The following is a 26469-nucleotide window of genomic DNA, read 5'->3' on the forward strand; positions in this document are numbered from 1 at the left end:
TCGCCCGCGGCTGCTGGCTGGGGCCGGGCGCGGCACCGACATTGATCGGCGGCCTGCACCAACGATCCAGCGTGCAGCGCCCCGATCCACTTTTTCATGAGGTATTTCCGGATGATCCCAACACGGCCCCATCCCCGGCCCTTTTCACGGCCCTTTCCACGGCACTTTTCGCAGCCCTCTCCCCGCCCATTGCGCGGAGCCCTTCCATGACGGGCTGGTGGGAGCAGATCGCCACCACCGTGGCCTCCGAGTTTTCCGACCTGACCGACCTGGGCCAAGCCACGCGCATCGTGGTGCGCCTGGGCATCGCCGGCCTGCTGGGCGGCCTGCTGGGCTGGGAGCGCGAGAACAAAGGCAAGGCGGCCGGCGTGCGCACGCACATGCTGGTGTCGATGGGTGCGGCGATGTTCGTGCTGGTGGCGCAGCAGGCCGGCATCAGCGCGGGGGACAACAGCCGCGTGCTGCAGGGCATCGTGGCCGGCGTGGGCTTTCTGGGCGCCGGCACCATCCTCAAGGGCGACGGCGAAAGCCAGGTCAAGGGCCTGACCACGGCCGCCGGCATCTGGCTCACCGCCGCCATCGGCGTGGCGGCCGGCCTGGGGCTGGAGGCCACGGCAGTGCTCAGCACGCTGCTGGCGCTGGCGATCTTCAGCGCCGTGCCGCTGCTGCAGCGACTGACGACACGCGACAGCCACCCAGACACGAAATAGCGGGCCGCGTGGCGTGTACCATCGCGCCACGGTTCCATCCGGGGACCTGAAACGGAGCACTCCATGGCCAAAGGCGAACAGCGCAGCAACAAGATGGCGAAGAAACCCAAGAAGGACACTTCGCCCCCCAAGGAAGGGAGCGGTTCCGACCGCCCCATGCCCCCCGTCACTGCAGTGGTGCCGCGTGGCAAGTTGAAGAACAAGTAACAAGCAACGGAAAAAGTGGGAAGGCGGGAAAAGGCCTTGCGGCCCGACACGCCGACAACGGCCTGCCCTGGTTCTACAGGGCAGGCCGTTGTTTCTTCTTCTTGGGCGCCGGCCAGATCCACTGCGGCATGGCGGGTGCCTCGGGCGCGGCGGCAGGTGCGGCAGCCGCTTCGAAATGCGGCCCCGGCCCGGCCTGGGCCAGCAGGTCCTGGGCATTGCGCAGCGGGCAGTCCTTGAGCGACAGGCAGCCGCAACCGATGCAGCCGTCGAGTTGGTCCCGCAACTGCGTCAGCATGCGGATGCGGTCTTCCAGATCGTTCTTCCACGCGGCGGACATGCGCCGCCAGTCGGCCGCGGTGGGTGTGCGCCCTTGCGGCAACGCCTGCAGCGCATCGGCAATGCCCGACAGCGGCACGCCCATGCGCTGGGCCACCTTGATGACCGCCACGCGCCGCAGCACCGAGCGCGGATAGCGCCGCTGGTTGCCGGTGCTGCGCACGCTGGCGATGAGCCCCTTGGATTCGTAGAAATGCAGCGCCGACACGGCCAGGCCGCTGCGCGTGGCGACTTCGCCGACTGTCAGCTCGGGCATGGGGCCGAGTGTGGATGGGGACGCCGGCTGGGGCCGGGCGCTGGACGCGCGAACCGATTTTTCAGAGGGCATGTCGATGGCCGAAACGGGAGGTGACTGGAAAGCGGAAGGGATTGACCTCAAGTTTAGTTGAGGTTTGATACTGCCCCCTTTCCACTCCATTGCTCGCCGGCCCATGTCCCAACCCACCGCTTTCGCCCCATCCGCTGCAGCCCCATCGCACGATCACGGCCCGGCCGCCGCAGCCTACATTCCCCCGCCGGGCGGGCAGCGCGCCACCCCGCTCGCCATGGCCGTCATCAACCCGGCCGGCCTGTACGACCCGCAACCCAACGGCTATTCGCACCTGGCCGTGGTGCAAGGCGCCGCGCGCACGGTGCATGTGGCCGGCCAGGGCGGAGAGGATGCCCAGGGCCATCTGGCGGAAGGCTTCGCGCAGCAAGTGGCCCAGGCCCTGGCCAATCTGCGCACCGCGCTCGCCGCCGCCGGCGCGCAGTCGCGGGACGTGGCCAAGCTCACGGTGCTGATCGTGGACCACAGCGAGCAACGCCTGCACACCTTCGGCCAGGCACTCATGGCGATGTGGGCCGGCGCCCCCACGCCGGCCTGCACCCTGATCCCCGTGCCGCGCCTGGCGCTGGACGGCATGCTGTTCGAGATCGACGCCCTCGCCTACGTCCCCGCTGGCTGACTGGCGGCCAGCCTTCGCCATCTCCTTGCTTATCCCGCCCCTGAGAAACCCCTTCCGCATGCCAACCCCCGCCCTGCCCGTTCCCTCTTCCAGCGCCCCTGCCGCGGCTGGCCTGTCCACCCCCGTGCTGCTGTTGATGGCGGTGGCCTGCGGCCTGTGCGCGGGCGCCAACTATTTCAACCAGCCCCTGCTGCACTCCATCGCGGTGCACCTGCAGGTGTCCGAGAGCACGGCCGCGCTGACCGTCACCATCGCGCAGGTGGCGTATGCGTGCGGGCTGTTGCTGCTGGTACCGCTGGGCGACAAGCTGGAGCGACGGCGGCTGATCGCCACGCTCATGGTGCTGGCGGCGGTGGGGCTTTTTCTGAGCGGCTTTGCCGAGGGCTTTGCGCTGCTGGCGCTGGGCACGCTCATGACCGGGCTGTTCTCGGTGGCGGCGCAGGTCCTGGTGCCCATGGCGGCGGCGCTGGCCGCGCCGGGGCGCAGCGGGCAGGCCGTGGGCCTGGTGATGAGCGGGCTGCTCACCGGCATCCTGGCGGCGCGCAGCGTGGCCGGGCTGTTGTCCGGCCTGGGCGGATGGAACCTGGTGTACCGCGTGGGCGGCGTGGCCGTGCTGCTGGTGGCGGTGGCCCTGTGGTTCGCCCTGCCCACGCTGCGCAACCCCAATCCACCGAGCTACGGACAGGTCTTGCGCTCGCTGGGCACGCTGGCCCTGCGGCACCCCCGGCTGCGCAGCCGTGCGCTGCTGGGCGGGCTGTCGTTCGCTTCGGTGAGCGTGCTGTTCTCCACCATGGCCCTGATGCTGGCCGGCCCGGCCCACCGCATGAGCGACGCGCACATCGGGCTGGTGGGCCTCGCGGGCGTGGCCGGCGCGCTCATGGCCAACGTGGCCGGCCGCCTGGCGGACCGGGGACGCGAGCAGCTCACCACCCGCGTGTCGGTGCTGCTGGTGCTGGCCAGCTGGGCGGCGCTGTGGCTCGGGGGCACGTCCATCGTGTGGTTCCTGGTGGGCATGCTGGTGATCGACCTGGCGCTGCAGGGCGTGCACATCAGCAACCAGAACGTGATCTACCAGTTGGCGCCCGAGGCCCGCTCGCGCCTCAACGCGGTGTACATGACCACGTATTTCACGGGGGCGGCGCTGGGCTCGGCGCTCGGCTCCGCCGCCTGGCAGCGGGGTGGGTGGAGCGCGGCCTGCCTGGCGGGGCTGGGCATTGCAGCCCTCAATGCGGTCGCCATGGTGTACGACGCAGGGCTGGCGCGGCGCGCAGCGGGCCGGGGTTCGGCAATGCCTGCCGCAATGCCTACCGAGCAGTGACCATCGGGGCGCCGGCCTGCCGCTCTTGCATGCGGTGCCCCGGCGGCCATGGGTTCCTTCTACCGGCGCCTGATGCGCCGCAACAATTCGGGAACGGGTCCGACACGCGGCCTGCGATGGCTGCCATGTAATGGGCTTCAGCCGCCCGGCCGTCCGGCACGGGGCGGCGGACAGCCAACCAAACCACCCGAGGAGGAACCTTCCATGAAGCAACACGCCACCATCCGCGGAGAAGTCACCTACCGCGAAGGCGACGGGATGCCGATCGCCATCCCCGAGGGCCCGGTCGAACTCGCCCACGCCCCCGACAGCGTGACGCTGAGCTGGACGGCGGACAACGATGCCGCCGGCCTGGCCGCCATGCCCCGCGACCAGTACGAGCTGTATGTGAACGACGGCAAGATCCTGCCCCAGGAAGGCCACGCCGAAGAAGACCACGTGGCCCCTGCCAGCGCATAGGCGCGCCGGCCGCGGCGATGGCTCCGGCCATCCGCTGCGGTCAAAAAAACTCAGGGCACGGGGCGGGTGAGGTACACCGCCTCGCGGCCCACGATGGGCGCACGGGTGGGCATCATCACCGTGCAGCCGTCGCACAGCGCACGGATCTCCTGCGCGCCGTCGGTGGCGATCAGCTCGCCCTCGGCAAACACCTCGAACCCCACCAGCGGCCGCGTGAAGCGGAACTCCGGCGTTGTCACCATGCAGGTCTTGAGCAGTTCGTAGCGGCGTTGCGGCCCCGGCGCAGGCCGCTCGCGCTCGATGAGCCCGAAGTGCCCCAGAAAATCCAGCGCCGCCGTGGTGGCCACCTCGCCCGCCGAGCGCAAAAAATGCTGCCCGCATTCCACCACCAGCCCCGTGCCCGCACCGCCCACCTCGCCCAGGCGACCGTGCTGGATCAGCGGCGTGCCCGATCCCAGCCCGCTGGGCATGAGCAGGTGCACGCCCGGCCGGCCGATGGCGCAGGCCACCTCGGCGTTGCGCGCGAACGCGGGGTACACCCAGAAGGGTTCCACGTCCTGGCTGGTGGAATGAATATCCAGAATGTGATCGGCCGCGGCCACCACCGGGCGCAGCTCTCGGGCGCGGCGCATCTCGATGCTGTCCAGGCTGCCGTCCAGCTCGGCGGCCGACCACACGCGGTTGAGGTTGTGGTCGATCTGGCGGCTGTCGAACGGCCGGCTGCGGTCGAACGATTCGTACGCCTGCATATTGGCGAAGCTGATGGTGAGCGTGCCCTTCAACGGGCGCACGCCGCTGTCCAGCAGGTGCGTGGCGGCCACCATGCCGCAGATCTCGTTGCCATGCGTGAGCGCATTGATGAGCACGTGCGGCCCGGGCTCGCCCGAGGCGAAACGGTGCACGTAGGGGATGCCGGTGCTGCCCTCGCGGTAGGCGGACAGGTCGCGGGGCAGGACTTCGAACAGGGGCGGGGTCAGGGTCATCGCGGTGCGGCGGAGGGCGCCATCGGCTGCGGCCGCCCGTCCGGTGTGAAGGTGTGGGAAGCCAGCCATCGTAGCGGCACTGGCGGGCCTTTGCAGCGCGCAGCGCGGTATCCAACCCGCCGCGCCGGGCACCGGAACGGGGCTCTTGTACGATCGCCAGCACCGGCCCCGGCCATCGTGGCCGCCTGCGCAACCCATCCCCCTGTTCATGACCTCGCACTCCGTCACGTGGCTCCCGCTCGCGCAAGCGCATGCGCTTTGGCCCGACGGCTGGCGCGAGGCACTGGCCAGGGCGCACGGCACGGCCCCGCCGCTTGCGGACGCCAGCATGGTGTGCTGCGTGGAGGGCCCTCTTTCGCTGCCCGAACTGGCATGGGATGGGGATGCGCACTGGCCGCCCGGCGCCCTGGCGGATGCCTTGGCCCTCCCTGCCGGCACCCACGCGCCTGAGCTGCTGCTGGTGCGCGGTGACCTGCACGTGGCGGGCGCCGTCACCGCCCTCGCATCGCCCCCCGGCGCGGCGGCCCCGGCCCTGGTGGTGTGCGGCAACGCACACTGGGGGCACGCGGTGCTGGAAAACACGCCGGTGGCCATCACCGGCCATTTGCAGGTGGACGGCCTGCTGTGGGGCAGCGGCACCGATCCGGCCGAGGCAGGTGCAACAGGCCCCGGCCTGGAAGTCGGCGGCACGCTCGGCGCGCAGGTGGCGCTGTTCACCAGCGGCTACGGCCTGCGCACGGGCGGCGAACGACTGCTGGCCTATCGCTTCGGCACCGAGTTCGGCGACCAAGACCTCACCGCCTTTTCAGCGGAGCCACTGGCCGCCGTCTTCGATCCCGCATGCCTGCACGGCCTGGCCGTGGGCGAGGACGGCGGCCTGGGCGCCCTGCCCGACCGCACCGCCGTGCGGCTCGCCCTGCACGCCGGCCAGCCTGTGCTGCGCAGCCCCGACGCCATCGCCGCCGATCTGGCCAGCGACACGGCACTCTGCCAGGACGGCGCGCTGCACGCCAGCCACCTGCGCCAGTTGCTGCGCTCCCGCCTGCTCGATGCCGCCCACAAGAAAGCCACCGGCTGGTTCGGCCAGACCGACTTCATGCTGTGCCGCCAGCACGTGGACGACGAGGGCGACACCTACGGCGACGGCCTGTTCATGACCGTGTGGAAGACCTGGGACTTTCACCTGTCCATCGACGACGGCACCGCACGCCAGGGCTGGTGGCAGCGGCTGACGGCCCGCCTGCGCTCCGCACCGCCGCCGCCTCGCAGCGATGGCCTGGCCCTGATGCACCGGCGCTATGCAGGGGGCGTTCCCGGCCCCTGGGAACCGCTGGCCGAAGATGGCGACCCGGCCGCGATCCAGGCATGCCTGCTGGCATGGCGCGGTGTGCTCGGTTACGCCCGCAAGGCCGTGGCCCAGGCCCGCGCCGGGCATCCCGTGTGGCGCCGGCTGCAAGCCGCGCTGACCCCTGCGCGCATCGAGGCGCTGGCGCAATTGCCCGTGTTCACCGAGCAATACAACGACTGGTGGGGCACCGAGCGCAATGGCTGGTGGGAGGGTGACGTTTGGGTGGGCGTGCGCCAGCCGTGCATGCACGAGGGCGAGCCCTGGGGCCTGGCCCTCAAGCTGAGTTGGCGCAACGGCACCGAGGCGCCGGGCGACGCGCCCGATGACGCACACGCCGCCTACCAACTGGAGATCGAGGCCGCCGCCCCTGGCGCGCCGCCGGCCGTGCGCATCACCTGCGCCCAGCGCCAGTCCGAGCCACGCCGGCCTCTGCCACTCCACGCCGTGGACCACGCGGCGCGCCTGCTGCGCTGGTTCACGGTGCTGGAGAAGCGCCTGCATGCGGCGCACGGTGACACCGCGCAGGGCCATGAAACCCCTTGATTTGCTATTTATTTAATAGCAAAACAGACAGGCGATACTAGGGCATGGGCCTGTTTTGAATCAAAACCGGCACGCCAGGGCCACCAGCGGCACGGAACACGGTCCGGGCCTCAATCCCCGCCGCCGTCCCCGCCCCCATCGCTGTCGCCGTCGCTCTCCTGCGCCTGCGGATCGCCCTGCCCATTGCCATCGTCGCCGCCCCGGCTGCCGCGCTTGCGGCCCCGGGCTTCCTTCTTGGCGGCGCGCAGGGCCTCCTGCCGGGCGCCCTCGGCCTGCCAGACCTCGAACTCCTCGGGCGTCTCCAGCGTGATGCGGCCCAGGATGGCGGTGCGAAAGTCCGTCATCACCAGCTCGGCCGCCTTCTGCAGGTTGACGCGCCCGCCGGCCATGATGGCGCCGCGCTTGCGGGCCACGGCCTCCAGGATCTCTTCGTCCTGCAGGTCGCCCACGGCGCCCGCGGGCAGGCCCAGCTTGTAGCGCGCCTCCATCAGCGGGACGTAGTGCTGCTTGAGGTAGCCGATCAGCTCCAGCGCCACCTCTTCCTCGTCGTAGGCATTGCGGCCGATGGCGCCGCTGGCGGCCAGCTTGAAGCCGCTTTCGGGCACGGTGATGCGCGGCCACAGCATGCCGGGCGTGTCCCAGAGGTAGAAGTCGTCGGCCAGCGTGATGCGCTGCTCCAGCTTGGTGATGCCGGCTTCGTCGCCCGTCTTGGCCTGGCTTTTCTTGCTGAGCGTGTTGATGAGCGTGGACTTGCCCACGTTGGGAATACCGCAGATCAGCACGCGCATCGGCTTGGCCATGCCGCCGCGCTGGGGTGCCAGCTGGTGGCAGGCCTCGATGAGGCGCCGGGCCGGCGCGGGCTCGGAGGCATCGAGCGCGATGGCGCGCGTCTCCGAGCGGGCGTTGTACCAGTCCAGCCACAGCGGCGTGCGCGCGGGGTCGGCCACATCCTGCTTGTTGAGCACCTTGACCGCGGGCTTGTGCCCGGTCAGCTCGGCCAGCAACGGGTTGCTGCTGGAGCCGGGCAGGCGCGCATCCAGCAGCTCGATCACCACGTCGATGTCCTTGATGCGCTCGCCGATCGCCTTGCGCGTGAGGTGCATGTGACCGGGAAACCACTGGATGGCCATGGAGAGTCTTTCGCTTTTTGAGGGGGTTCGAGGGCGACAAGGATAATCGGCCCTGTCTTCACTTCCCCCATTGGCCTTCATGCCCCTTCCCCCACCCCCCGTTCACCGCCCCGATCAGAAGCACGACAAGGAGTTGCTGTTCAAGGGCGTGACCTGCGCGCTCATCGGCCTCATCGTGCTGCTGGCGCCCTACGTGGCGCGGTCGTCCAGCGTGGCGGACATGATGCGGCAGGCCTACCTCGTGGGCTGGTTCGCCCTGGTGCTGGGCGGCGCGTTCCTCGTGCGCTACGCCCTGCGCCGCTATGGGGGCCGCCGCCGCTACTGAGGGGACGAGCGACGTGACGCAGTACGAAGCCGCCGCCCGCGCGCCGGCCGCCCCGGCCCCGATCGCTGCGGTGCATGTCCCTGCGGCCGATCTGCCCGGCGCACGCGCGATGTTCGCCACCTTGGGCGAACGCGCCGCGGCGCAGGCCGTCGCGCTGCGCCCGCCCCCGGCCGAACCCACCACCTGCTGCGGCCGCGGCTGCAACGGCTGCGTGTGGGAAGGCTTCTATGCCGCCGCCGAGTGGTGGCGGCAGGATGCGCTGGAGGCTTTACAAGCCGCAGCTCCTGCCGTCGCGCCCCCCGGCTGATGGCGCGGCCATCCGGCTGCAGCGCCAGCGATTTTTAGCTTCCGCGCCCGATCGTCTTGGGCCCTCGGGCACAGTCCCACCTCAGGCGAAATGATCGCAGAGGAAATCCACGAAGGCGGTGACCTTGGGGCTCACGAGCCGGCGTGATGCGTGCAGCACCCAGCCTTCGGGTTCAGCCCCCTGCACCACGCCCCACTCGACGATGCGCCCGGCGGCCAGGTCCGGCGCCACGGCGGTCCGCGGCACCAGGGCCGGGCCTGCGCCCGCGAGCACCGCGTTCCGGATGAGCAGCGGGGTCGAGTAGCGCAGCAGGGGCTTGGGGTGATACGTGCGCACGCTGCCGGCTTGATCGACCACCGTCCAGGGCCCCGCCACGGTGCGGCCCGTGCGCATGACCGCCGGGAGTTCGGTGCCGCCGCCGGGCGCTGCGGCATTCGCTGGCGGCAGCGGCCAATCCGGCGGAGCGACCAGCAGCAACTGATCGCGCAAAAAGCAGCGGCCGACCAGCGTGTCGTCCGGCCGCGGATTGAAGCGCACGACGACGTCGTACCCGTCGCCCACCAGATCGACGAGGCGGTCTTCCGCCGTGACCTCCAGCCGCACCTCGGGGTGCGCGCGGAGAAACGCCGCGCCCAGGTGTCCCATCGCCACGTGCGCGAACAGCAGCGGTGTGCTCACGCGCAGCACGCCGCGCGGCCGGCCGATGCCGGACTTCAGCTCATCGACCACCTGCGTGATCTCACCGAAAGGATCGGCCGTGCGCGAATGCAGGATGGCGCCCTCCGGCGTCAACTGCAATTTGCGGGTGCCCCGCTCGACGAGGCGCACGCCCAGGGCGTCCTCCAGCGCCCGCACGCGGCGGGACAGCGTGGCCTTCGGCACGCCGCTGGCGCGGCTGGCGCTGCCGAACCCGCCGTGGGTCGCCACCCGATTGAAGTCGGCCAAGGCCGTGATGTCCATGGTTTGTTCCATTGATGAGACGCCGTGTCTAGATTTCTCTGACTATGCACCATTCATGAGCCACTGAACAATCACGGCGTGGGCAAGGACTGGCCGCCACCCGGCTCGCCTCACTGCCCTCTCCCTTCACCCCATCAGCAAGGAATGCCCCCCATGAAAGCAGTACGGTTTCACCAATACGGTGGTCCAGAGGTTCTGGCCATTGAAGACATCGCGAAACCCGCGCCCGGCCCCGGCCAGGTGCGCATCGCGGTCAAGGCGGCAGGCGTCAACCCGATCGACTGGAAATTGCGGGCCGGCTACATGCACGCGATGATGCCCATCGCCATGCCCGCCGGCAGCGGGTTCGACGCGGCAGGCATCGTCGATGCCGTGGGCGAAGGCGTGTCCGGCGTGGCCGTGGGCGACGCCGTCTTCGGCAAGGGCATCGACACGATGGCCGAATACGCAGTCCTGCAGGAATGGGCCGCGAAGCCCCAGGGGCTGTCTTTCGAAGAAGCCGCAGGCTACCCGGTCGCGGTCGAAACGGCCACGCGCATCATTGCCGAAGTGGGCGTGAAGCCGGGCGAGACGCTCCTGGTCAGCGGCGCCGCCGGCGGCGTGGGCTCGGCCGTGATCCAGCTGGCCAAAGCCGCCGGCATCCGCACGATCGGCACCGCCAGCGCTGCCAAGCACGACTACCTGCGCTCGCTGGGCGCCACCCCGACGACCTACGGGCCCGGGCTGGCCGACCGCGTGGCCGCCCTGGCGCCGCAAGGCGTGCAAGCCGCACTCGACATTGCCGGCTCTGGCGTCATTCCGGAACTGGTGGCGATCACCGGCGACGCATCGAAAGTGCTGTCGATCTCCGACCTGTCGGCCCCCCAGCACGGCGCGAAATCATCGTTCGAGCCCATGGAGGCGGCCCAGGCCGCCAAGGCGCTGGCAGGTGCTGCAGCGCTGTTCACCGCCGGCTCGTTCACCTTGCCCGTCGAGCAGACCTTTCCGCTCAACCGCATCGCCGCCGCGCATGAACTCAGCGCCCAAGGCCACGTCACCGGGCGGCTCGTCATCACCATGAACTGACGGATCAGAGGCCGGGCCCTCACGGCCTGGCCTCTTTCAACCACATCGATTTCCCTAGCAGCGCCTGGAAGGCTGCGTGCGGAATCCAACGACCGTCAACCTCCACCTTCAACCGTCAGGCAACAAGGCCACACCATGGACATCAGCAACAACACCGTCTTGATCACCGGCGGTTCGTCCGGCATCGGGCTGGAACTGGCGAAGCAGCTTCTGCACCTCGGCAACACCGTGATCGTCACCGGCCGCAACCCCACCAAGCTGGCGGCCGTGAGCCGCTCGCTACCCGGCATCCATACCCGGGTTTGCGACGTGGCCGACCCCGCGTCCATCCGCGCGATGCACCAGAAGTTGCCCCAGGAGTTTCCGGCACTGAACGTCGTCATCCACTGCGCCGGCATCATGCGAAAGATCAATCTCCAGAGCCCCACGGACGATCTGCAAGGCCTGACCCAGGAAGTCGAAACGAATCTAAAAGGCACCCTCTGGGTCAACCAGATGTTCCTGCCCCACCTGAAAAAGCAGCCACGCGCGGCGATCGTCAACGTGTCTTCAGGATTGGCCTTCGTGCCCATGGCCATCGCGCCCATCTACTGCGCGACCAAGGCGGGCCTGCATGCCTACACACGCTCGCTGAGATTGCAGCTCAAACGCACCCGCGTGCAGGTCTTCGAGCTGGCGCCACCGGGCACGGATACATCGCTGTTCTCGGGCGACTTCACGAAGGAAGATGTGGGCGGCGTGACCCCGATGCCGGTCGAAACCCTGGTGAAACATGCCTTGGCCGGGCTGCGAAAAGACAGGCTCGAGATTCGGCCGGGGCTGAGCAACGTCTTGAAGATCGCATCGCGCATCGCACCGAATTTCATGTTCGCGCAGTTGGGTAAGTCGGTGGATTTGATGCGGGACCAGTGAGCCGGGCGAGCGAGCTGGCAACGATGAACGCCATGCGACGACGCCTTCGGCAGGTTCGAGTTCATATCGCTACGCGCCGACTCAAGGCTGTCTCACACACTCACCGAGCCCCTGAACCCTCGCGCAGCATAGTAAGACTCGGCCCCGTTGTGGTACACGAAGACCCTGCCGTAGCGCCTATCGCAAAACAGCGCGCCACCGAGTTTTCTGATCTCCGGCGGCGTGGCGACCCAGCTCGACGTTTTGCGGTCGAACTCCCCGAATTGCTGAAGCGCCCGGTATTGGTCCTCCGTCAGCAGCGAAATGCCCATGGCAGCGGCCACGTCCTCCGCGTTGTTCTCTGGCTTGTTCTGCTTGCGGGCATTCCATGCCGCTGCGTCATAGCAGAGGCTTCTGCGGCCCGAAGGGCTTTCGGCGGCACAGTCATAGAAAACGCAGGCGCCAGTGGCATCCGCTGTTCCGATGACATCGGGTTCGCCTCCTGTGGCCTCCATGGCGTGGAGCGCCTTCAGCTTTTCGGGGTTGCTTTGCAAACGCGCATGGACGTGGGCCCAATCGACACCCGGGTGTCTGTGAGTGTTCTGCTGGAAACGCTGCTGCAATGCTTCAAGGATGAGGTCGCCCTGGTCTGTTTTCACGTCGCTCCACTCCTGTTTGAACATCATTTTTGCCAGCGGATGCGTGCATGAGGTCTGAACGTCCGCTGACCTCGTGTTGATTCTGCTTGACCTTGCAACGGCTCAATGCACCCGAAGCACCTCAAACTGCTGCCGGCTCGAAGCGACCTGTATCGACAATTCATCCCCCTCGCATTTACCCAGCATGGCCTTGCCCAAAGGGGCTTCGCAGCTGATGACCTGAACGAGCTGACCGCCGCTGACCAACTTCATGTTGCCTCCATCCGGGCCGAGAAAGATCTGCTGCTCCTTGTCGTCGGAATCGACCAGGCAGACCAGCGCGCCGAGCTGTATGCCTTTGCTGGCGTCGTAGGGGCGCGGTCGGAATTGGCGCCAATGGGCCAGCGCCTGGCGGATGGCTTCGGCGCGCCGAGCCTGGCCGGTCGCCAGATAGGCGGCTTCGAGCCCCAAGGTGTCGTATTTGTTCTCGGCGATGTTTTCTTCGTGGGTCGCCGTTTCATGGGCCGCCCGCATTGCCTGCTCGGCTTGCAGCAGGTCTTCTGCGAGCCGTTCCAACACCTGCTGCTGCAGCAAAAATTTATCCATGATCAAAGTGAGGCATGTCGAACGAGCGGTGGGCAGGTCTTGATTGTGAAGGGCTCCAACAGCCTTCGAACGCTCCCGTTGGCCGCGGGGTTAACTTCAGCGATGGGAGCGATGCCGCAGCTCAAGCGGCTAAGCCATTGGCAGAATTGACCAATCACCCGACACTTGGCACTGGCCTCACTCAGGCAACTCCATCAACAAAAGATGCTCGAATAGAGTGACGGATATGCGCACTGACCCCCTTGCCTGGTGGCATTCTGAGTTCGGCGAGATTGCGCCTCGCGGGCATCTTCTGCGTCGCGCTCTCAGCGCGCAATGGGTGCGGTTTCATTCACTCCCTGAATCGAAGCGGTACGCTGAGTCGCTGGACGAATACGCCGAAATTGAACATCGACATTGTCTCGTCGCATCAGCGCTCTTCAGCGCCAACGAGCCCTTGTACGTCTTTCGCGCGCTTGGCGAGGAAGCCAGGCTGCGTGGAAAGGCCAAGCATCAGCTTGCCGGGCGCCAATTCAGAGAGGCCGTTGCTGTTATGCAGCCCGAAAGTCTTGGGCAGGACGAAGAGGATCGAATGTATGTCCGGGCTTTGGTTTCCCATTGGAAACCGGATTTTTTCGAAGCTGCGATTCGCCTACTCGCAGACTGGAAAGCGGTGGGCATCTCGTTTGTTTCTCCGGCGACAAAAAACATTTTCTGTCCCTACGACGGTGGGATGGACGTCTTCACGCACTCCATCGCACCCGAAGAGCTTCGTGCCTGCTTTACGGACTGGCTATCGCCCCGTCCGGACGGTCTATGAACGACGGCTTGGGCCCAAAGCGAACATCCGTCTCAACCGAAATTGGCCATACGTGACGGACCTTGAAACCGCGAATCATTCAGGCCAACTTTTCGCGTCAACTCCCCCACTCTCCCCCACTCTCCCCCACCACCCAATCCCTGAACGCCTTCACCAACGGCGCCTCGGCCCGCGTCTCCGGATACACCAGGTAATACGCATCGCCACTGGTCAGCACCGTGGCCGACAGCTCCACCAGGCTCCCCGCCGCCAGCTCCGGCTCGATCAAAAACCGCGGCAGCAGCGCCGCCCCCAGCCCCGACACCGCCGCCTGCGCAATCATGGCGAACTGCTCGTGCCGTGGCCCGCGCAGTGCCAGGCTGGTCGGGGCGCCCACCAATTCGAACCATTCCGACCACTGCGTGGGCCGCGTGCTCTGCTGCAGCAGCACCACGCGCGCCAGGTCTTGCGGGGTGTGGATGCCGTGCTGGCTTTGGTAGCCCGGGCTGCACACGGGCACGACTTCTTCGTGCATGAGGTATTCGCACACCGCCCCGGCCCAGTGCGGCGCGCCGAAGTGGATGGCGGCGTCGAACGGGGTGCCGGCAAAGTCGAACGGCTCGGACCGCGCCGCAAAATTGACCGTCACCTCCGGGTGCAGCGCCATGAACCCGCCCAGGCGCGGGATGAGCCAGCGGGTGCCCAGGGTGGGCAGCACGGCCAGGTTGAGCAGGCCGTCGGTGCTGCTGAAGGCCATGGCCTTTTGCGTGATGGCCGACAGTTGCTGCAACACGCCCTGCAGGTCGGCTGCGTAGACGCGGCCGGCGTCGGTGAGCACCACGCGCTGGCGCACGCGGTGGAACAGGGCGGTGCCCAGCTGCGCCTCCAGCTGGCGGATCTGGCGCGAGACGGCGCTTTGGGTCAGGTGCAGTTCTTCGGCCGCGCGCGACACGCTGTGGTGGCGGGCGGCGGCTTCGAAGGCCAGCAGGTCGGCCATGGAGGGGAGAAAGGCGCGGCGCAGCAAGGTCATGCTTGAAGGGAATGACTCTGCGCAGGGCATTGCCGGCCAGCGCAGATTCGACTAGGGCAAGGGTTTTTACCAATCCAGGACTTGATTCCATTTTTACATCAAGTCGTTCCGTTATTTTGCTATGCAGGCGGTCGCGATTGGGGGATATTGGCGCACGCGTTCTTGTTTCTTTTCCTCGTCGCGTCTCCTGTTGTTTGTTTTTTGACTGCGAGCACCACCGCCATGTCTGCCAACGCCGCCAGCCCGTCTGCCCCCGCCACGCCCTCCCCGTCCGTCTCGGCAGAGGTCGATCAACTGCTGCAACGACTGGGCGTGCCGCGCACGGCCTACACGGGCGGCAGCTTGCCGGTGCGCTCGCCCATCACGGGCGAGGCGATCGGCGCGGTGCCGCAGCACAGCGCGGCCGATGCCACCGCGGCCATCGGACGGGCGCACGCGGCCTTCCAGGTCTGGCGCAATGTGCCGGCGCCGCGCCGGGGCGAACTGGTGCGCCTGCTGGGCGAAGAGCTGCGCGCGGCCAAGTCCGACCTGGGCCTGCTGGTGACGATCGAGGCGGGCAAGGTGCCGTCCGAGGGGCTGGGCGAGGTGCAGGAGATGATCGACATCTGCGACTTCGCCGTGGGCCTGTCGCGCCAGCTGTACGGCCTGACGATCGCCACCGAGCGCCCCGGCCACCGCATGATGGAAACGTGGCATCCGCTGGGCGTGTGCGGCGTGATCTCGGCGTTCAATTTTCCCGTGGCGGTGTGGTCGTGGAACGCGGCGCTGGCGCTGGTGTGCGGCGATCCGGTGGTGTGGAAGCCGTCGGAAAAAACCCCGCTCACGGCGCTGGCCACGCACGCGATCGCGCAGCGCGCCATCGCCCGGTTCGGCGCCGATGCGCCCGCGGGCCTGCTGGAGCTGATCATCGGCCAGCGCGACCTGGGCGAGGTCCTGGTGGATGACGCGCGCGTGCCGGTGCTGTCGGCCACGGGCTCCACCGCCATGGGCCGGGCCGTGGGCCCGCGCCTGGCGGCCCGCTTTGCGCGCGGCATCCTGGAGCTGGGCGGCAACAACGCGGCCATCGTGGCGCCCACGGCCGACCTGGGTCTGGCGCTGCGCGGCATCGCCTTCGCGGCCATGGGCACGGCGGGCCAGCGCTGCACCACGCTGCGCCGGCTGTTCGTGCACGAAAGCATCTACGACCAGCTGGTGCCCCAGCTCGCCAAGGTGTATGCCAGCGTGCAGGTGGGCGACCCGCGCACGCCAGGCACCTTGGTGGGCCCGCTGATCGACCGGCCGGCCTTCGAGGGCATGCAGGAGGCGCTGGCGCAAAGCCGCGCGCTGGGCGCCACGGTGCATGGCGGCGACCGGGTGGAGGGCATCGCGGGCAGCGATGCGTATTACGTGCGCCCGGCGCTGGTGGAGCTGCCAAAGCACGAAGGCCCGGCGCTGCATGAAACCTTCGCGCCCATCCTGTACGTGGTGCGCTACGGCACGCTGGAGGAGGCGATTGCCATGAACAACGCGGTGGGCGCGGGCCTGTCGTCGTCGATCTTCACGCTGAACGTGCGCGAGGCCGAGCAGTTCATGTCGGCCGCGGGGTCGGACTGCGGCATTGCCAATGTGAACATCGGCCCGAGCGGCGCCGAGATCGGCGGGGCCTTCGGCGGCGAGAAGGAGACCGGCGGCGGCCGCGAGGCGGGGTCGGACAGCTGGAAGGCCTACATGCGCCGCGCAACCAACACCATCAACTATTCCACCGCCCTGCCCCTGGCGCAGGGCGTGACCTTCGACATCGCCGACTGAGCGATCGGCCGCGGCGCAACGGATTCCCCGCCGCCGCAGCCCCCCGGCCTGGGCCTTCACGGACCGGGCCCATCCCTATAGGAGACAAGCACCCATGGCATTCCCCCTCAAGGCCCTGGCTGGCGCGGCCACGGCCGCAGCGGCCTTTTTCTGGGGCGGCGCCGCCGCCGCGCAGGCGTCCGCACCGCCCGCCACCCCTTCGGCGCAGCAGCCCACGCTGGAGAAGATCAAGGCCGCCGGCAAGGTGGTGCTGGGCGTGCGCGAGGCCTCGCCGCCCATGGCCTACGCCCTGGGCGCGAACGAGAAGTTCGTGGGCTACCACGTGGAGCTGTGCGAGCGCGTGATGAAGGAGATCGCGCCGCAGGCCCGGCTCGAATACATGGCGGTGACCGCGCAGAACACGCTGGCGCTGGTGCAGAACGGCACCATCGACATCGGCTGCGGCCCCACCACCAACAACACGGCGCGCCAGCAGCAGGTGGCCTTTGCCGTGACCACCTACGTGAGCGAGGTGCGCATGACCGTGCGCGCGGATTCGGATTTGAATTCGGTCAGCCAATTGGGCGGGCGCACGGTGGCCGCATCGGCCGGCACCACTGCCGTGCAGATGCTGCGCAAGCAAGAGCGCGCACTGGGTGCCCCCATCAAGACGCTGCTGGGCAAGGACCACCAGGAGAGCTTTCTGCTGATGGAGTCGGGCCGGGCGGATGCCTTCGTGCTGGACGACAACCTGCTGGCGGGCGCGATTGCCACCTCCAAGGACCCGGCGGCCTACCGCATCGCGGGCGAGGCGATGGGCGTGGAGCCGATCGCGCTGCTGTTCCGCAAGGACGACCCCGCGTTCAAGGCCGGGGTGGACGGCGTGCTGGTGCGGCTGATGCAGACGGGCGAGCTGGAAAAGATCTACGCCAAGTGGTTCACGAGCCCCATCCCGCCGCGCCACCTGAGCCTGAACCTGCCCATGAGCGGCACGCTGCGGCAGCTGATCGCGGCGCCCAACGACAAGCCGCTGGAGGCCTATCTGAAATGACCGCCGCTCTGACCAATGGCGCGGCCCCGGCCGACACCTTCACGCCCGCGCGGCGCATCGCGGCGCTGGGCGTGTCGCCCATCCTGCGCATCACGGACCACGCCAACGCGCTCAAGCGCTCGGGCCGGCCGGTGATCGTGCTGGGCGCGGGCGAGCCCGACTTCGACACCCCCGACCACATCCTGGAGGCGGCGCGCCAGGCGCTGGCGCGTGGCGAGACCCGCTACACGGTGCTGGACGGCAGCCCGGCGATGAAGGAGGCCGTGCGCGAGAAGTTCCGGCGCGACAACGGCCTGGACTTCGCCCTGGACGAGATCACCGTGGGCACGGGCGCCAAGCAGGTGCTCTACAACGCATTCATGGCCACGCTGGACCCGGGCGACGAGGTGATCCTGCCCGCGCCCTACTGGTCGTCGTATGCCGATGTGGTGACGATTGCGGGGGGCGTGCCGGTCACCGTGCCGTGCACCGAGGCGGACGGCTTCCGGCTGGCGCCGGCCGCGCTGGAGGCGGCCATCACGCCGCGCACGCGCTGGCTGCTGCTCAACTCGCCCTCCAACCCCACCGGGGCCGCCTACAGCGCTGCGCAGTTGCGCCCGCTGCTGGACGTGCTGCTGCGCCACCCGCAGGTGTGGCTGCTGTCGGACGACATCTACGAACACATCCTGTACGACGGCGCGGCCTTCGCCACGCCGGCCGCGCTGGAGCCGCGCCTGAAAGGCCGCTGCCTCACGGTGAACGGCGTGTCCAAGGCCTATGCCATGACGGGCTGGCGCATCGGGTTTGCCGGCGGCCCGCGCGCGCTGATCGCCGCCATGGCGGTGGTGCAGAGCCAGTGCACCTCGTGCCCCTCGTCCATCAGCCAGGCCGCGGCCATCGAGGCACTGACCGGGCCGCAGGCCATCGTGGCCGAGCGCTGCGCGGATTTCCAGGCCCGCCGCGACTTCGTGGTGCAGGCGCTGAACCAGGCGCCCGGCCTGCGCTGCCGCACGCCCGAGGGCGCGTTCTACACCTATGCCAGTTGCGCCGGCACGCTGGGCCGCACCACGCCGGGCGGCGCGCTGCTCAAGACCGACGTGGATTTTTGCCAGTACCTGCTGGCCGAGTACGAGGTGGCCGTGGTGCCGGGCACGTACTTCGGGCTGGCGCCGTACTTCCGCATCTCTTACGCTACCTCGATGGCGCAGCTGCAGACGGCCTGCCAGCGCATCCAGGACGCTTGCGCTGCGCTGCGGTGAGCCGGCCCGCCGTGTTTCCATTCCTTCAACGCCCTTGATCGACGCCCTCATGACTTCCACCGTTTCCCCCCGCACCGGCGGCCAGGTCCTCGTGGACCAGCTCATCCTGCACGGCGTGCAGCAGCTTTTCTGCGTGCCCGGCGAAAGCTACCTGGCCGTGCTGGATGCCCTGCACGATGCGCAGATCGCCGTCACCGTGTGCCGCCAGGAGGGCGGCGCGGCCATGATGGCCGAGGCGCAGGGCAAGCTCACCGGGCAGCCCGGCATCTGCTTCGTGACGCGCGGCCCGGGGGTGACCAATGCCTCGGCCGGCATCCACATCGCGCACCAGGATTCCACGCCGCTCATCGTGTTCGTGGGCCAGGTGGCGCGCGGCGCGCTGGGGCGCGAGGCGTTCCAGGAGCTGGACTACGGCGCCGTGTTCGGCACCATGGCCAAGTGGGTGGTGCAGATCGACGACGCGCGCCGCGTGCCCGAGCTGGTGTCGCGCGCCTTCCACGTCGCCACGTCGGGCCGCCCGGGCCCGGTGGTGGTGGCGCTGCCCGAGGACATGCTGACCGATGCGGTGCAGGTGGCCGACGCCCTGCCCTACACGGTGCCGGAAACCCACCCCGGCGCGGCGGCGCTGCAGGAACTGGCCGAGCGCCTGGCGGCCGCCGAGCGCCCCGTCGCCATCCTGGGCGGCAGCCGGTGGTCGGAGAAAGCGGTGCAGGACTTCGTCGCGTTCGCGCAGGCCTGGTCGCTGCCGGTGTACTGCTCGTTCCGCCGGCAGATGCTGTTCCCGGCCAGCCACGACAGCTACGGCGGCGACCTGGGCCTGGGAGTGAACCCCAAGCTGCTGGCGCGCATCCGCGGGAGCGACCTGGTGCTGGTGGTGGGCGGGCGCCTGTCGGAGATTCCGTCGCAGGGCTACGAGCTGTTCGACATTCCCGTGCCGGCACAGCCCCTGGTGCATGTGCATGCCGACGCCAATGAACTGGGCCGCCTGTACCGGGCGACGCAGTCCATCCACGCCACGCCGCAGGCCTTTGCCAGCGCACTTGCCCAAATGCAGCCACCCGCCGCCGTGCGCTGGGCGGCGCACACACAGGCCGCCCGCGCCGAGTACCTGGCCTGGAGCGATCCGGACCCGATCCGCATCCCGGGGCCGCTGCAGATGGGCGAGGTCATGCGGCACCTGCGCGAGGTGCTGCCGGCCGATGCGATCTTCTGCAACGGCGCGGGCAACTTCGCCACCTGGGTGCACCGCTTCTGGCCGTTCACCGCCTATGCCAGCCAGTTGGCGCCCACCAGCGGATCGATGGGCTACGGCCTGCCGGCCGGCGTGGGGGCCAAGCGGCTGTGGCCGCAGCGCGAGGTGGTGGTGTTCGCGGGCGACGGCGACTTTCTGATGCACGGGCAGGAGTTCGCCACCGCCGTGCAGTACGGCCTGCCCATCATCGTGGTGCTGCTGGACAACGCCATGTACGGCACCATCCGCATGCACCAGGAACGCGAATACCCCGGCCGCGTGAGCGCCACCCAGTTGAAGAACCCGGATTTCAAGGCCTATGCCGCGGCCTTCGGCGGGCATGGCGAGCGGGTGGAGACGACGGCGGAGTTCGCCCCGGCGCTGGCACGCGCCCGGGCCAGCGGCCTGCCCTGCGTGCTGCACTGCCTGCTGGACCCGGAGGCCATCACGCCCACGGGCACGCTGCAGGGCATCCGCAGCGCGGCGCAGGCCCGCAAGCCGGGCTAGGCCCCAAGCCAGCACCAGCGCGCCGACGCCCGGCGGCCCGCCGGGCAAAGTCCGTCAGTCGTGGATGGGCACCGCCATGTACTGCTCGCGCCAGGCTTCGAACGGCAGGGTGTCGGCCGCTTCGATGGCCTTTTGTTCGGCCACCGACTGCGCGGCGGCGGCCTCGAACCGGGCCTGCTGCGCATCGGTCCAGGGCATGGCCAGCAGCGTGTCGCGCGCCCATTGCGAGCGTTCCAGCCCGAAGGCGCTGAAGTTCTGGCCATGCGCCTCGGCCATGCGGTCGAGCACGCGGGCGGAGGGCGTGGCCTGCGGCTGCTGCATGAGCCGCTGTGCATCGGCCAGCGCGTTGCCGTAATCGCCGGTGCCGTGCGCGGCATCGAGCGCGGCGGCCAGCGGCTCGCATTCGGCCAGCACCTGCGCACCCCATTCGGCCAGCGGCACCTCGCGCCCGGCGCGCTGCAGCAGCAGGCCCGGCTCGCGACCCCGCTCGGCGGTGAGGTGCTGGTTGCGCTTCAGTTCGGCGATCTCCTGCGGCGTGTCGGCCGGGCTGTCGGACAGCAGGCAGTGCAGCAGGAACACGTCCAGCAGGCGCATGGTCTGCGCATCGATGCCCAACGGCGCGAACGGGTCGAGGTCCATCAGGCGCACCTCGACGTATTCCACGCCCCGGTCACGCAACGCGTTCAGGGGCCGCTCGCCGGAACGCACGGTGCGCTTGGGGCGGATGGTGCCGTAGAACTCGTTCTCGATCTGCAGCAGGCTGGTGCCCAGCTGGTTGTATTCGCCGCCGGGGCTGCGCACGCCCAGTGCCTCATAGGCGGGGTACGGCCGGCTCAGCGCTTCGCGCAGCGAGGCGGCATAGCCGTCAAGCCCGTTGTAGCTCACCGCCAGCGTGGCCTGCGCCTCGCTCTGGTAGCCCAGGCGGCCCATGCGCAGCGATGTGGCGTGCGGCAGGTAGAGCGCCTCGCCGCCCAGGCGCTGCAGGCCGTGTTCGCGCCCCTGCACGAAGCACGGGCACAGCGCGGGCGAGGCACCGAACAGGTACAGCAGCACGAAGGCATGGCGGCGGAAGTTGCGGATCAGCGCGAAGTATTCGTCGCTGGTCACATCGGGCAGCGACCAGTTGTAGTGGATGCCCGAGATGGTCTGCATGCGCCGGCCGTAGCGGTGGCCCAGGCCCATGCGGTACACGCTCTTGGCGCGCCCCACGTTGGACGAGCCGTAGCGCGCCAGGGGAATGGTCTCGTCGGTGGGCAGGCCGCAGGGCATGCTGGACAGCCACAGCATCTCGCCGCCCGAGGCCTGCAGGCTGCGATAGACGAACTGGTGGATCTCAGTGAGTTCGTCCAGGCATTCCTGCACGCCCAGGCGCGCGCCGGTGATCAGCTCGATCTGGGATTCGCTGTAGTCGGTGGTGATGTGGGGATGGGTCAGCGCCGAGCCGAGCGCCGCCGGGTGCGGCGTGAGCGCCAGCCCTCCCGTGGGCAGCACCCGCAGTCCTTCTTTTTCGATGCCACGGCGCATGCCAGCCAGTCGGCTGGCGGGCTGCGCGTGGATTTTCCGCTGCAGATGGCTCATCATCATTTTGGTCGTTTCTTTATCACCTGATCGTCGGTTCGGCCCGGAACTTAGCACGGCCGAGGCACTCTCGCTGGCGCGCCAGGTCAAGACCTTGCTTCGCCCGGCTGCACAGCCTTTCGCAGGCAGGCTGGGCGCCCTCTTTGCCGCAACGCACCATCGCGCGTGTCGTGGCCAGCCAACACAGGGCGTGCAATGCACCCGGTCCAGCCACCGTTCCCCAAGAGCCGTCGCTCGCGGAATGCACACGACGCCCATGAATGACTGGACACCATGCCCAAACTCTCAGTGCGTCCCACTACCTCTTCCGCGGGCCTGCCCGGCACGTCGACATCGAGCGCTCACGCCGGCGCGCCGGCCAGCCACAAACAGGCCCACCACAAGCTGCACCAGCTCGACCCGCGGGCCGCGCAGAACGAGCTGCTGTCGCCCCTGTACGGCGCGGGCCGCGCCGCACGCCAATACCTCGCGCAACCGCTGCCGACGGCCGACGCCGCCCCCATGCCTCCGCGCAAGTCCAAATCGGTACTGGGCCAGTTGGCGAACAAGGTGGGCAGCTGCTTCGGAATGGCGCGGGGCAATCCGGTGCCGACCGAGCAGTTGCTTCGCTATCAGAACACCAAGGAAGACCACGCCCGCATCCCCTCGCGCAGCCGCGGCCAGTGGGAAAGCGTGGAGCCGGTGCTGACCGGGCAGATGAAAGCCGCCGAAACCCTGCGGCTGGCCCAGATCGCTGTGGACAAGGCCATCGCGATGGAACGGCTGGTCCAGCACCACGAAGCGCAGTTGACCTGCGAGGCCGGTTTGCGCGGACAGCGGGCGGCGCACATGGCCGACCAGGCCCACCAGCTCACCAGTGAAAAGCAATCCATCGCCATCTGGCAAGCGGCACTGCATTCGCAGCAAGCCGCCGCGCAAAAGGAACTGGACACCACGCAGCAGCGGCTGAACCGGGCGCTCGCACAATCGGGCGCACCGGGCGAAGAAACCGCCCCCCACCCGGCCCAGGTGGACGGGCTGGCCCAGCACATCGAGGCGCTCCAGGCACTGAAAAGCCGGCAAGCCGACAAGCACGCCGAGCTGGTGCGGCGCAGCCAGGACAAGGACGCCGCGCTGGAACACACCCAGCGCCTGGCCCAGGCCGCCACGCGCGAACTGTTCGAGTTCGAAGCAGGCGCCGACGACCTCAAGTCGCTGCAGCCGGCCCTGGCCCAGCGCCGCAAAGAGGCCGAGGTGCAGCTGGAACACGCCCAGCGCCGCCATCGGATCGCGAACGAAGCCCTGCAAAAAACCTATGCCGAGATCATCGACCTGCAACTGCGGCGCCTGCCGGGGTTCGAGGTCTTTCGCAGCTCGCCCGCCATCGCGGCCTTGCGCGACGCGTTGCGCGACTGGGTGCAAACCATCGACCCCGCCCGCCACGGCGCCGAAGCCGTGGAGCCAGCGGGTGCACTGACGATGGCGATCAAGGCCCTGGCCGACACCAGCGGGGGCGATGCCAAGGCCGCGCTGCATACCCTCAAAACCCTGCGCGGGCACACCTGGGGCACGCTGCTGCCTGCGCCGGCGGCCGGGCCGGGCCACCCCCCGCCGCTGGACCCGGCCAGCCAAGGCATGGTGGATCTGCTGGCCCACATGCCGCGTGGCACCCAGGTGCTGGGCCATCTGCTGGCACCGGCGGCCGAAGGCATGCCCGACCACACCCGCCGCCACACCGCCCGCCTGGCGCTGCAGACCGAAGCGGCGATGCGCTCGGCCCCCACACCGGAACTGCGTGAATGGCTGGGCGCGGCCTCGCACGCCGCCCGCACGGCCCTGCACGCGGCCGATCCGGCAAAGGCGCTGGCGGCGTGCACCGACGATCAGCGCGCGGCCTACCACGCCATCCGCAACAACTACCGCAGCAACGCCAAGGGCTCGGCCTACGACCGAGCCAACCAGCATCTGCAGAAATTCGCCGACTGGCTGCACGACATCGACGACACCGGCGACCTGGCTGCCGACCCCACCGCCAAAGCCAGGCGGGGCCAGAAGATCAACCCCCTGCGCTCACTGCCCCAGGCCCTGCAGGTGGCGTCGGCCACCGCGTTGCCCACCCCCAGCCGCAGGGCGGAAGAAGAACTGGAGAACGCGGCGGGCCACCTCACCCAATACCTCATGGCCTTGCGCGCGCAGCGGCCGGCAACGCAGGTGCCCTCCGAATCGGAACTGGCCTGGCAGGCCATCGCCGAAAAGATACGCTGGGCGCCCGAGGGCACCGAGCGGGCTTCCATGGTGCTGGACGCATCCATGCTCGACGGCATCCGCGCGCAATGCGATGCCATGCGGCGCGACATGGCGAAAAAAAACGCCCGCCGTGGCGGCGAAATCAGCACGGCCATTGAATCGCCAGCGCTGCGGTCCGCATGGGAGCAGTTGCGCGCCGAGCCGCACACCGGCGTGCAAGCCCTGGCACTGCTGCAGCACGCGCTGCTGAACACCGACCGCGAACAAGCAGAGACGACACCCGCATCGGCCACGGCCCAGGCCACGGCCGATATGGAGCATGCGCAGGCAAAGGGCAATGCATTCCACGTTGCTCTGTACAAGGCCCTCAACCTGCTGCACGACGGGGACCCGGCCAACGCCACCAACAGCCAGGCGCTGTTCAACCTGCTGCGCGATGTCGCCGAGCACCTCGAATGGCGCGACCGCATGAAACTGCTGGGCCAGAAGACGTACGGCGCCAACCTCGGCCCGCTGTCGGCCGCCGCGGCGATTACCAGTGCCGTGGGCCTGGGCGTCAAGCTCATCGGCGGGGTTCAGCACAACGAGGACCGCATCCTGGAGCTGTACCGTGGCCGCACCGGCATGTATCTGCAGATCACATCCCAGTCCACCAACCAGCTGCAGGCCGGCGCCGGGGTGAACACCGGCTACTCGGTCGCGATGGACACCGAGCAGGCCAGCTTCGGCGTGACAGGCGGAGCCGACTGGCGCTGGCGCGGCGAGCGGGGCGTGGAAAACGGCGTGCAGGTGCGCATGCCGCGCCTGACCAAGAACCGCGAGCCGCAACTGGACGCCCAGTTCGTTGACGCGATGGAGCACCTGTTCGACATGGCGGCCCCCCCCGGGGACGGCCAGCCGGCCCGCAGGGACTGGATGCGCGAACTGCTGGCCCACCACCCCGAGCTGAGCGTGGGGATCATCGACGACGCGCAGCGCAGCAGCATGGGCACCGAGACCAATGTGTCGCTCAGCGCAGGCGTGCGGGTGGGCGAGGTGGCGGGCAAGGGGCGGCGGGCAGGCGTGTCAGCGGGCGTGGGCGTGAAATCCCGGCAGGACAATGGCCAGACCCGCACCACCGTTGCCGGCTACATGACCACCATCTACCGCGATGCCACGGCCCAGATGAAGGTGGAGGTGTCGGGCCGCGCCACGCTGGGCGTGCAGTTGGCGGAATCCGTCAAGGACGACCCGAAGAACGGCCCGTCCCAGAAGGCCAGCGCCAGCGTGGGGCTGCTGGATGCCAACCATGGACGCGAACTGGTTTCCAAGGCCGTGACGCACTTTTGCACGCTGTTCCTGTTCGACGACGAGATCGATCCGACCCGCAGCGACCGCGCCACCGACGTCTCGCAATTCGACGTATTCCAGCAGCTCGTGCGCGACGAGTGGGACAGCTGGTCGGCCTACGGGGTGGGCAAGCTGGGCACCGCCGTGGACGATGACTTGAAGCATGCTGCGTCCGAACTGCAGCTCGAACACTTCATGGAGCAGACCCGGGCATTCGCCGAAGGCAATGGCCTGGCGGCGATGTTCGCCGACAAGTCCATGAAGGTGCAGGCCGCACCCGCGTTGGACATGTTCCGGGCGCTGTCGCGCATGGATGGCGAAGCCGCCCAGGCGAAGTTCGAGCAGGCTTGCCAGGGCTATGAAAGCGCGGCCACGGAATTCGAGGCCGCCGGCATGGACATGCGATCGGCACGTGCGAAGCTGGGCCAGGCCCGCCAGGCCCTGGCGGCGGGCCACACGGCGGCGGCGGCAGAAAGCCTGGAGCAGGCGCAAGCCAGCATGCAGCGCAAAGTGCTTGGCAAGACAGGCCGCTCGCCCGCGTTGGCGCGGCGGCGGGACGACGGGGTGGCCCACATGGCGCAGGCCACGCGCAGCAAGGAGATGGCCGCCATCCGCTGGAAGCAGGCGCAGGCGCACGACACCGCGTTCGACGACCTGGTGGTCAAGGACGAACTGTGGGAGCCCACCCTGCTGCTGCTGCGCGAAAAAGCCAAGATCCTGCGCGAGCGGGGCCTGGACTTTTTCCTCAAGCGCCAGAACAACCGCGGCGCCGAGGCCATGCGCACCGTGGCGCAATGGATTCTTTACGAGCCCGTGCTTCGCGCGGAGCCCGGCCAGCACATCGAGCCGGCCGGACACTGGAAGGCCACGGCCAACGACGCCGCAGGGGCACGCCTGCCCACGGTGACGGAAGGCGATGAAGAGGGCGAACTCCAGGCGCACCGGGGATGACCGTTGCACC

24 protein-coding genes are annotated in these 26469 nt (G+C 68.9%); 16 read left to right on the forward strand and 8 right to left on the reverse strand.

What is annotated here, in order from left to right; translation table 11 throughout:
- Positions 1–206 precede the first annotated feature (206 nt).
- Both M5C98_RS14345 and M5C98_RS14350 read left to right on the forward strand, forming a co-directional pair.
- Entirely contained in the window at positions 207–710 is a 504-nt protein-coding gene (locus M5C98_RS14345) for an MgtC/SapB family protein (protein WP_272548114.1), read from the forward strand.
- Between the two features lie 63 nt (positions 711–773).
- Positions 774–917: a hypothetical protein gene (locus M5C98_RS14350; protein WP_272548115.1), complete on the forward strand. Its 144-nt coding sequence runs from the start codon at positions 774–776 to the stop codon at positions 915–917.
- 73 nt (positions 918–990) lie between these two features.
- Here the strand turns inward: M5C98_RS14350 and soxR are convergent, their stop codons facing one another.
- The gene (gene soxR / locus M5C98_RS14355) at positions 991–1509 is read right to left on the reverse strand and encodes a redox-sensitive transcriptional activator SoxR (protein WP_272548116.1); all 519 of its coding nucleotides are present in this window, start codon (positions 1507–1509) and stop codon (positions 991–993) included.
- A gap of 289 nt (positions 1510–1798) precedes the next feature.
- Between soxR and M5C98_RS14360 the strand changes: the two genes are divergently transcribed.
- From M5C98_RS14360 to M5C98_RS14370, 3 genes are all read left to right on the forward strand, one after another.
- Positions 1799–2200 (forward strand): RidA family protein, encoded by a 402-nt coding sequence (locus M5C98_RS14360; protein WP_272553287.1) that lies wholly within the window; start codon positions 1799–1801, stop codon positions 2198–2200.
- Between the two features lie 58 nt (positions 2201–2258).
- On the forward strand, positions 2259–3518 hold the full coding sequence (locus tag M5C98_RS14365) for an MFS transporter (RefSeq protein WP_272548117.1): 1260 nt from the start codon (positions 2259–2261) through the stop codon (positions 3516–3518).
- A gap of 204 nt (positions 3519–3722) precedes the next feature.
- Positions 3723–3977, forward strand: coding sequence for a hypothetical protein (locus M5C98_RS14370; RefSeq protein ID WP_272548118.1), 255 nt, complete (start codon positions 3723–3725; stop codon positions 3975–3977).
- A 50-nt stretch (positions 3978–4027) separates the two neighbouring features.
- Here the strand turns inward: M5C98_RS14370 and M5C98_RS14375 are convergent, their stop codons facing one another.
- Positions 4028–4960: a succinylglutamate desuccinylase/aspartoacylase domain-containing protein gene (locus M5C98_RS14375; protein ID WP_272548119.1), complete on the reverse strand. Its 933-nt coding sequence runs from the start codon at positions 4958–4960 to the stop codon at positions 4028–4030.
- A gap of 208 nt (positions 4961–5168) precedes the next feature.
- Between M5C98_RS14375 and M5C98_RS14380 the strand changes: the two genes are divergently transcribed.
- Positions 5169–6851: a hypothetical protein gene (locus M5C98_RS14380; protein ID WP_272548120.1), complete on the forward strand. Its 1683-nt coding sequence runs from the start codon at positions 5169–5171 to the stop codon at positions 6849–6851.
- A 110-nt stretch (positions 6852–6961) separates the two neighbouring features.
- On the opposite strand, the gene ylqF is transcribed toward M5C98_RS14380, so the two are convergent.
- A complete protein-coding gene (gene ylqF, locus M5C98_RS14385) occupies positions 6962–7981 on the reverse strand; it encodes a ribosome biogenesis GTPase YlqF (protein WP_272548121.1) in 1020 nt (339 codons plus the stop codon).
- 79 nt (positions 7982–8060) lie between these two features.
- Between ylqF and M5C98_RS14390 the strand changes: the two genes are divergently transcribed.
- On the forward strand, positions 8061–8306 hold the full coding sequence (locus M5C98_RS14390) for a hypothetical protein (protein WP_272548123.1): 246 nt from the start codon (positions 8061–8063) through the stop codon (positions 8304–8306).
- A complete protein-coding gene (locus M5C98_RS24720) occupies positions 8284–8613 on the forward strand; it encodes an oxidoreductase-like domain-containing protein (RefSeq protein ID WP_336298475.1) in 330 nt (109 codons plus the stop codon). Before M5C98_RS14390 ends, M5C98_RS24720 begins: the two co-directional genes overlap by 23 nt.
- An 81-nt stretch (positions 8614–8694) precedes the next feature.
- Here the strand turns inward: M5C98_RS24720 and M5C98_RS14400 are convergent, their stop codons facing one another.
- Complete coding sequence (locus M5C98_RS14400; RefSeq protein WP_272548124.1) at positions 8695–9573, reverse strand: LysR family transcriptional regulator; 879 nt, start codon at positions 9571–9573, stop codon at positions 8695–8697.
- Between the two features lie 153 nt (positions 9574–9726).
- Here M5C98_RS14400 and M5C98_RS14405 point away from each other — a divergent pair, with 153 nt between their 5' ends.
- A complete protein-coding gene (locus tag M5C98_RS14405) occupies positions 9727–10638 on the forward strand; it encodes an NADP-dependent oxidoreductase (protein ID WP_272548125.1) in 912 nt (303 codons plus the stop codon).
- A gap of 135 nt (positions 10639–10773) precedes the next feature.
- Entirely contained in the window at positions 10774–11550 is a 777-nt protein-coding gene (locus M5C98_RS14410; RefSeq protein WP_272548126.1) for an SDR family oxidoreductase, read from the forward strand.
- A 92-nt stretch (positions 11551–11642) separates the two neighbouring features.
- Here the strand turns inward: M5C98_RS14410 and M5C98_RS14415 are convergent, their stop codons facing one another.
- Both M5C98_RS14415 and M5C98_RS14420 read right to left on the reverse strand, forming a co-directional pair.
- Positions 11643–12215 carry a DUF4256 domain-containing protein gene (locus tag M5C98_RS14415; RefSeq protein WP_272548127.1) on the reverse strand — a complete coding sequence of 191 codons (573 nt, stop codon included), beginning with the start codon at positions 12213–12215 and terminating at the stop codon, positions 11643–11645.
- Between the two features lie 75 nt (positions 12216–12290).
- Entirely contained in the window at positions 12291–12773 is a 483-nt protein-coding gene (locus M5C98_RS14420) for a GreA/GreB family elongation factor (protein WP_272548128.1), read from the reverse strand.
- A 226-nt stretch (positions 12774–12999) separates the two neighbouring features.
- Here M5C98_RS14420 and M5C98_RS14425 point away from each other — a divergent pair, with 226 nt between their 5' ends.
- Positions 13000–13572, forward strand: coding sequence for a DUF3885 domain-containing protein (locus tag M5C98_RS14425; protein WP_272548129.1), 573 nt, complete (start codon positions 13000–13002; stop codon positions 13570–13572).
- A 97-nt stretch (positions 13573–13669) separates the two neighbouring features.
- Here the strand turns inward: M5C98_RS14425 and M5C98_RS14430 are convergent, their stop codons facing one another.
- On the reverse strand, positions 13670–14581 hold the full coding sequence (locus M5C98_RS14430) for a LysR family transcriptional regulator (RefSeq protein WP_272548130.1): 912 nt from the start codon (positions 14579–14581) through the stop codon (positions 13670–13672).
- Between the two features lie 222 nt (positions 14582–14803).
- Here M5C98_RS14430 and amaB point away from each other — a divergent pair, with 222 nt between their 5' ends.
- The 4 genes from amaB (at position 14804) to M5C98_RS14450 (ending at position 20375) form a co-directional block, all read left to right on the forward strand.
- Complete coding sequence (gene amaB / locus M5C98_RS14435) at positions 14804–16369, forward strand: L-piperidine-6-carboxylate dehydrogenase (RefSeq protein WP_272548131.1); 1566 nt, start codon at positions 14804–14806, stop codon at positions 16367–16369.
- 94 nt (positions 16370–16463) lie between these two features.
- On the forward strand, positions 16464–17399 hold the full coding sequence (locus M5C98_RS14440) for an amino acid ABC transporter substrate-binding protein (RefSeq protein WP_272548132.1): 936 nt from the start codon (positions 16464–16466) through the stop codon (positions 17397–17399).
- A complete protein-coding gene (locus tag M5C98_RS14445) occupies positions 17396–18637 on the forward strand; it encodes a pyridoxal phosphate-dependent aminotransferase (RefSeq protein WP_272548133.1) in 1242 nt (413 codons plus the stop codon). The genes M5C98_RS14440 and M5C98_RS14445 overlap by 4 nt, the downstream gene beginning before the upstream one ends.
- A gap of 49 nt (positions 18638–18686) precedes the next feature.
- A complete protein-coding gene (locus tag M5C98_RS14450) occupies positions 18687–20375 on the forward strand; it encodes a thiamine pyrophosphate-binding protein (protein ID WP_272548134.1) in 1689 nt (562 codons plus the stop codon).
- 54 nt (positions 20376–20429) lie between these two features.
- On the opposite strand, the gene gshA is transcribed toward M5C98_RS14450, so the two are convergent.
- Positions 20430–21956: a glutamate--cysteine ligase gene (gene gshA, locus M5C98_RS14455; RefSeq protein ID WP_442867285.1), complete on the reverse strand. Its 1527-nt coding sequence runs from the start codon at positions 21954–21956 to the stop codon at positions 20430–20432.
- 270 nt (positions 21957–22226) lie between these two features.
- Between gshA and xopZ the strand changes: the two genes are divergently transcribed.
- Positions 22227–26459: a XopZ family type III secretion system effector gene (gene xopZ, locus M5C98_RS14460; protein ID WP_272548135.1), complete on the forward strand. Its 4233-nt coding sequence runs from the start codon at positions 22227–22229 to the stop codon at positions 26457–26459.
- Positions 26460–26469: the final 10 nt, after the last annotated feature.

It is taken from the genome of Acidovorax sp. NCPPB 3576, from assembly GCF_028473605.1.
Taxonomy (GTDB): domain Bacteria; phylum Pseudomonadota; class Gammaproteobacteria; order Burkholderiales; family Burkholderiaceae_C; genus Paracidovorax.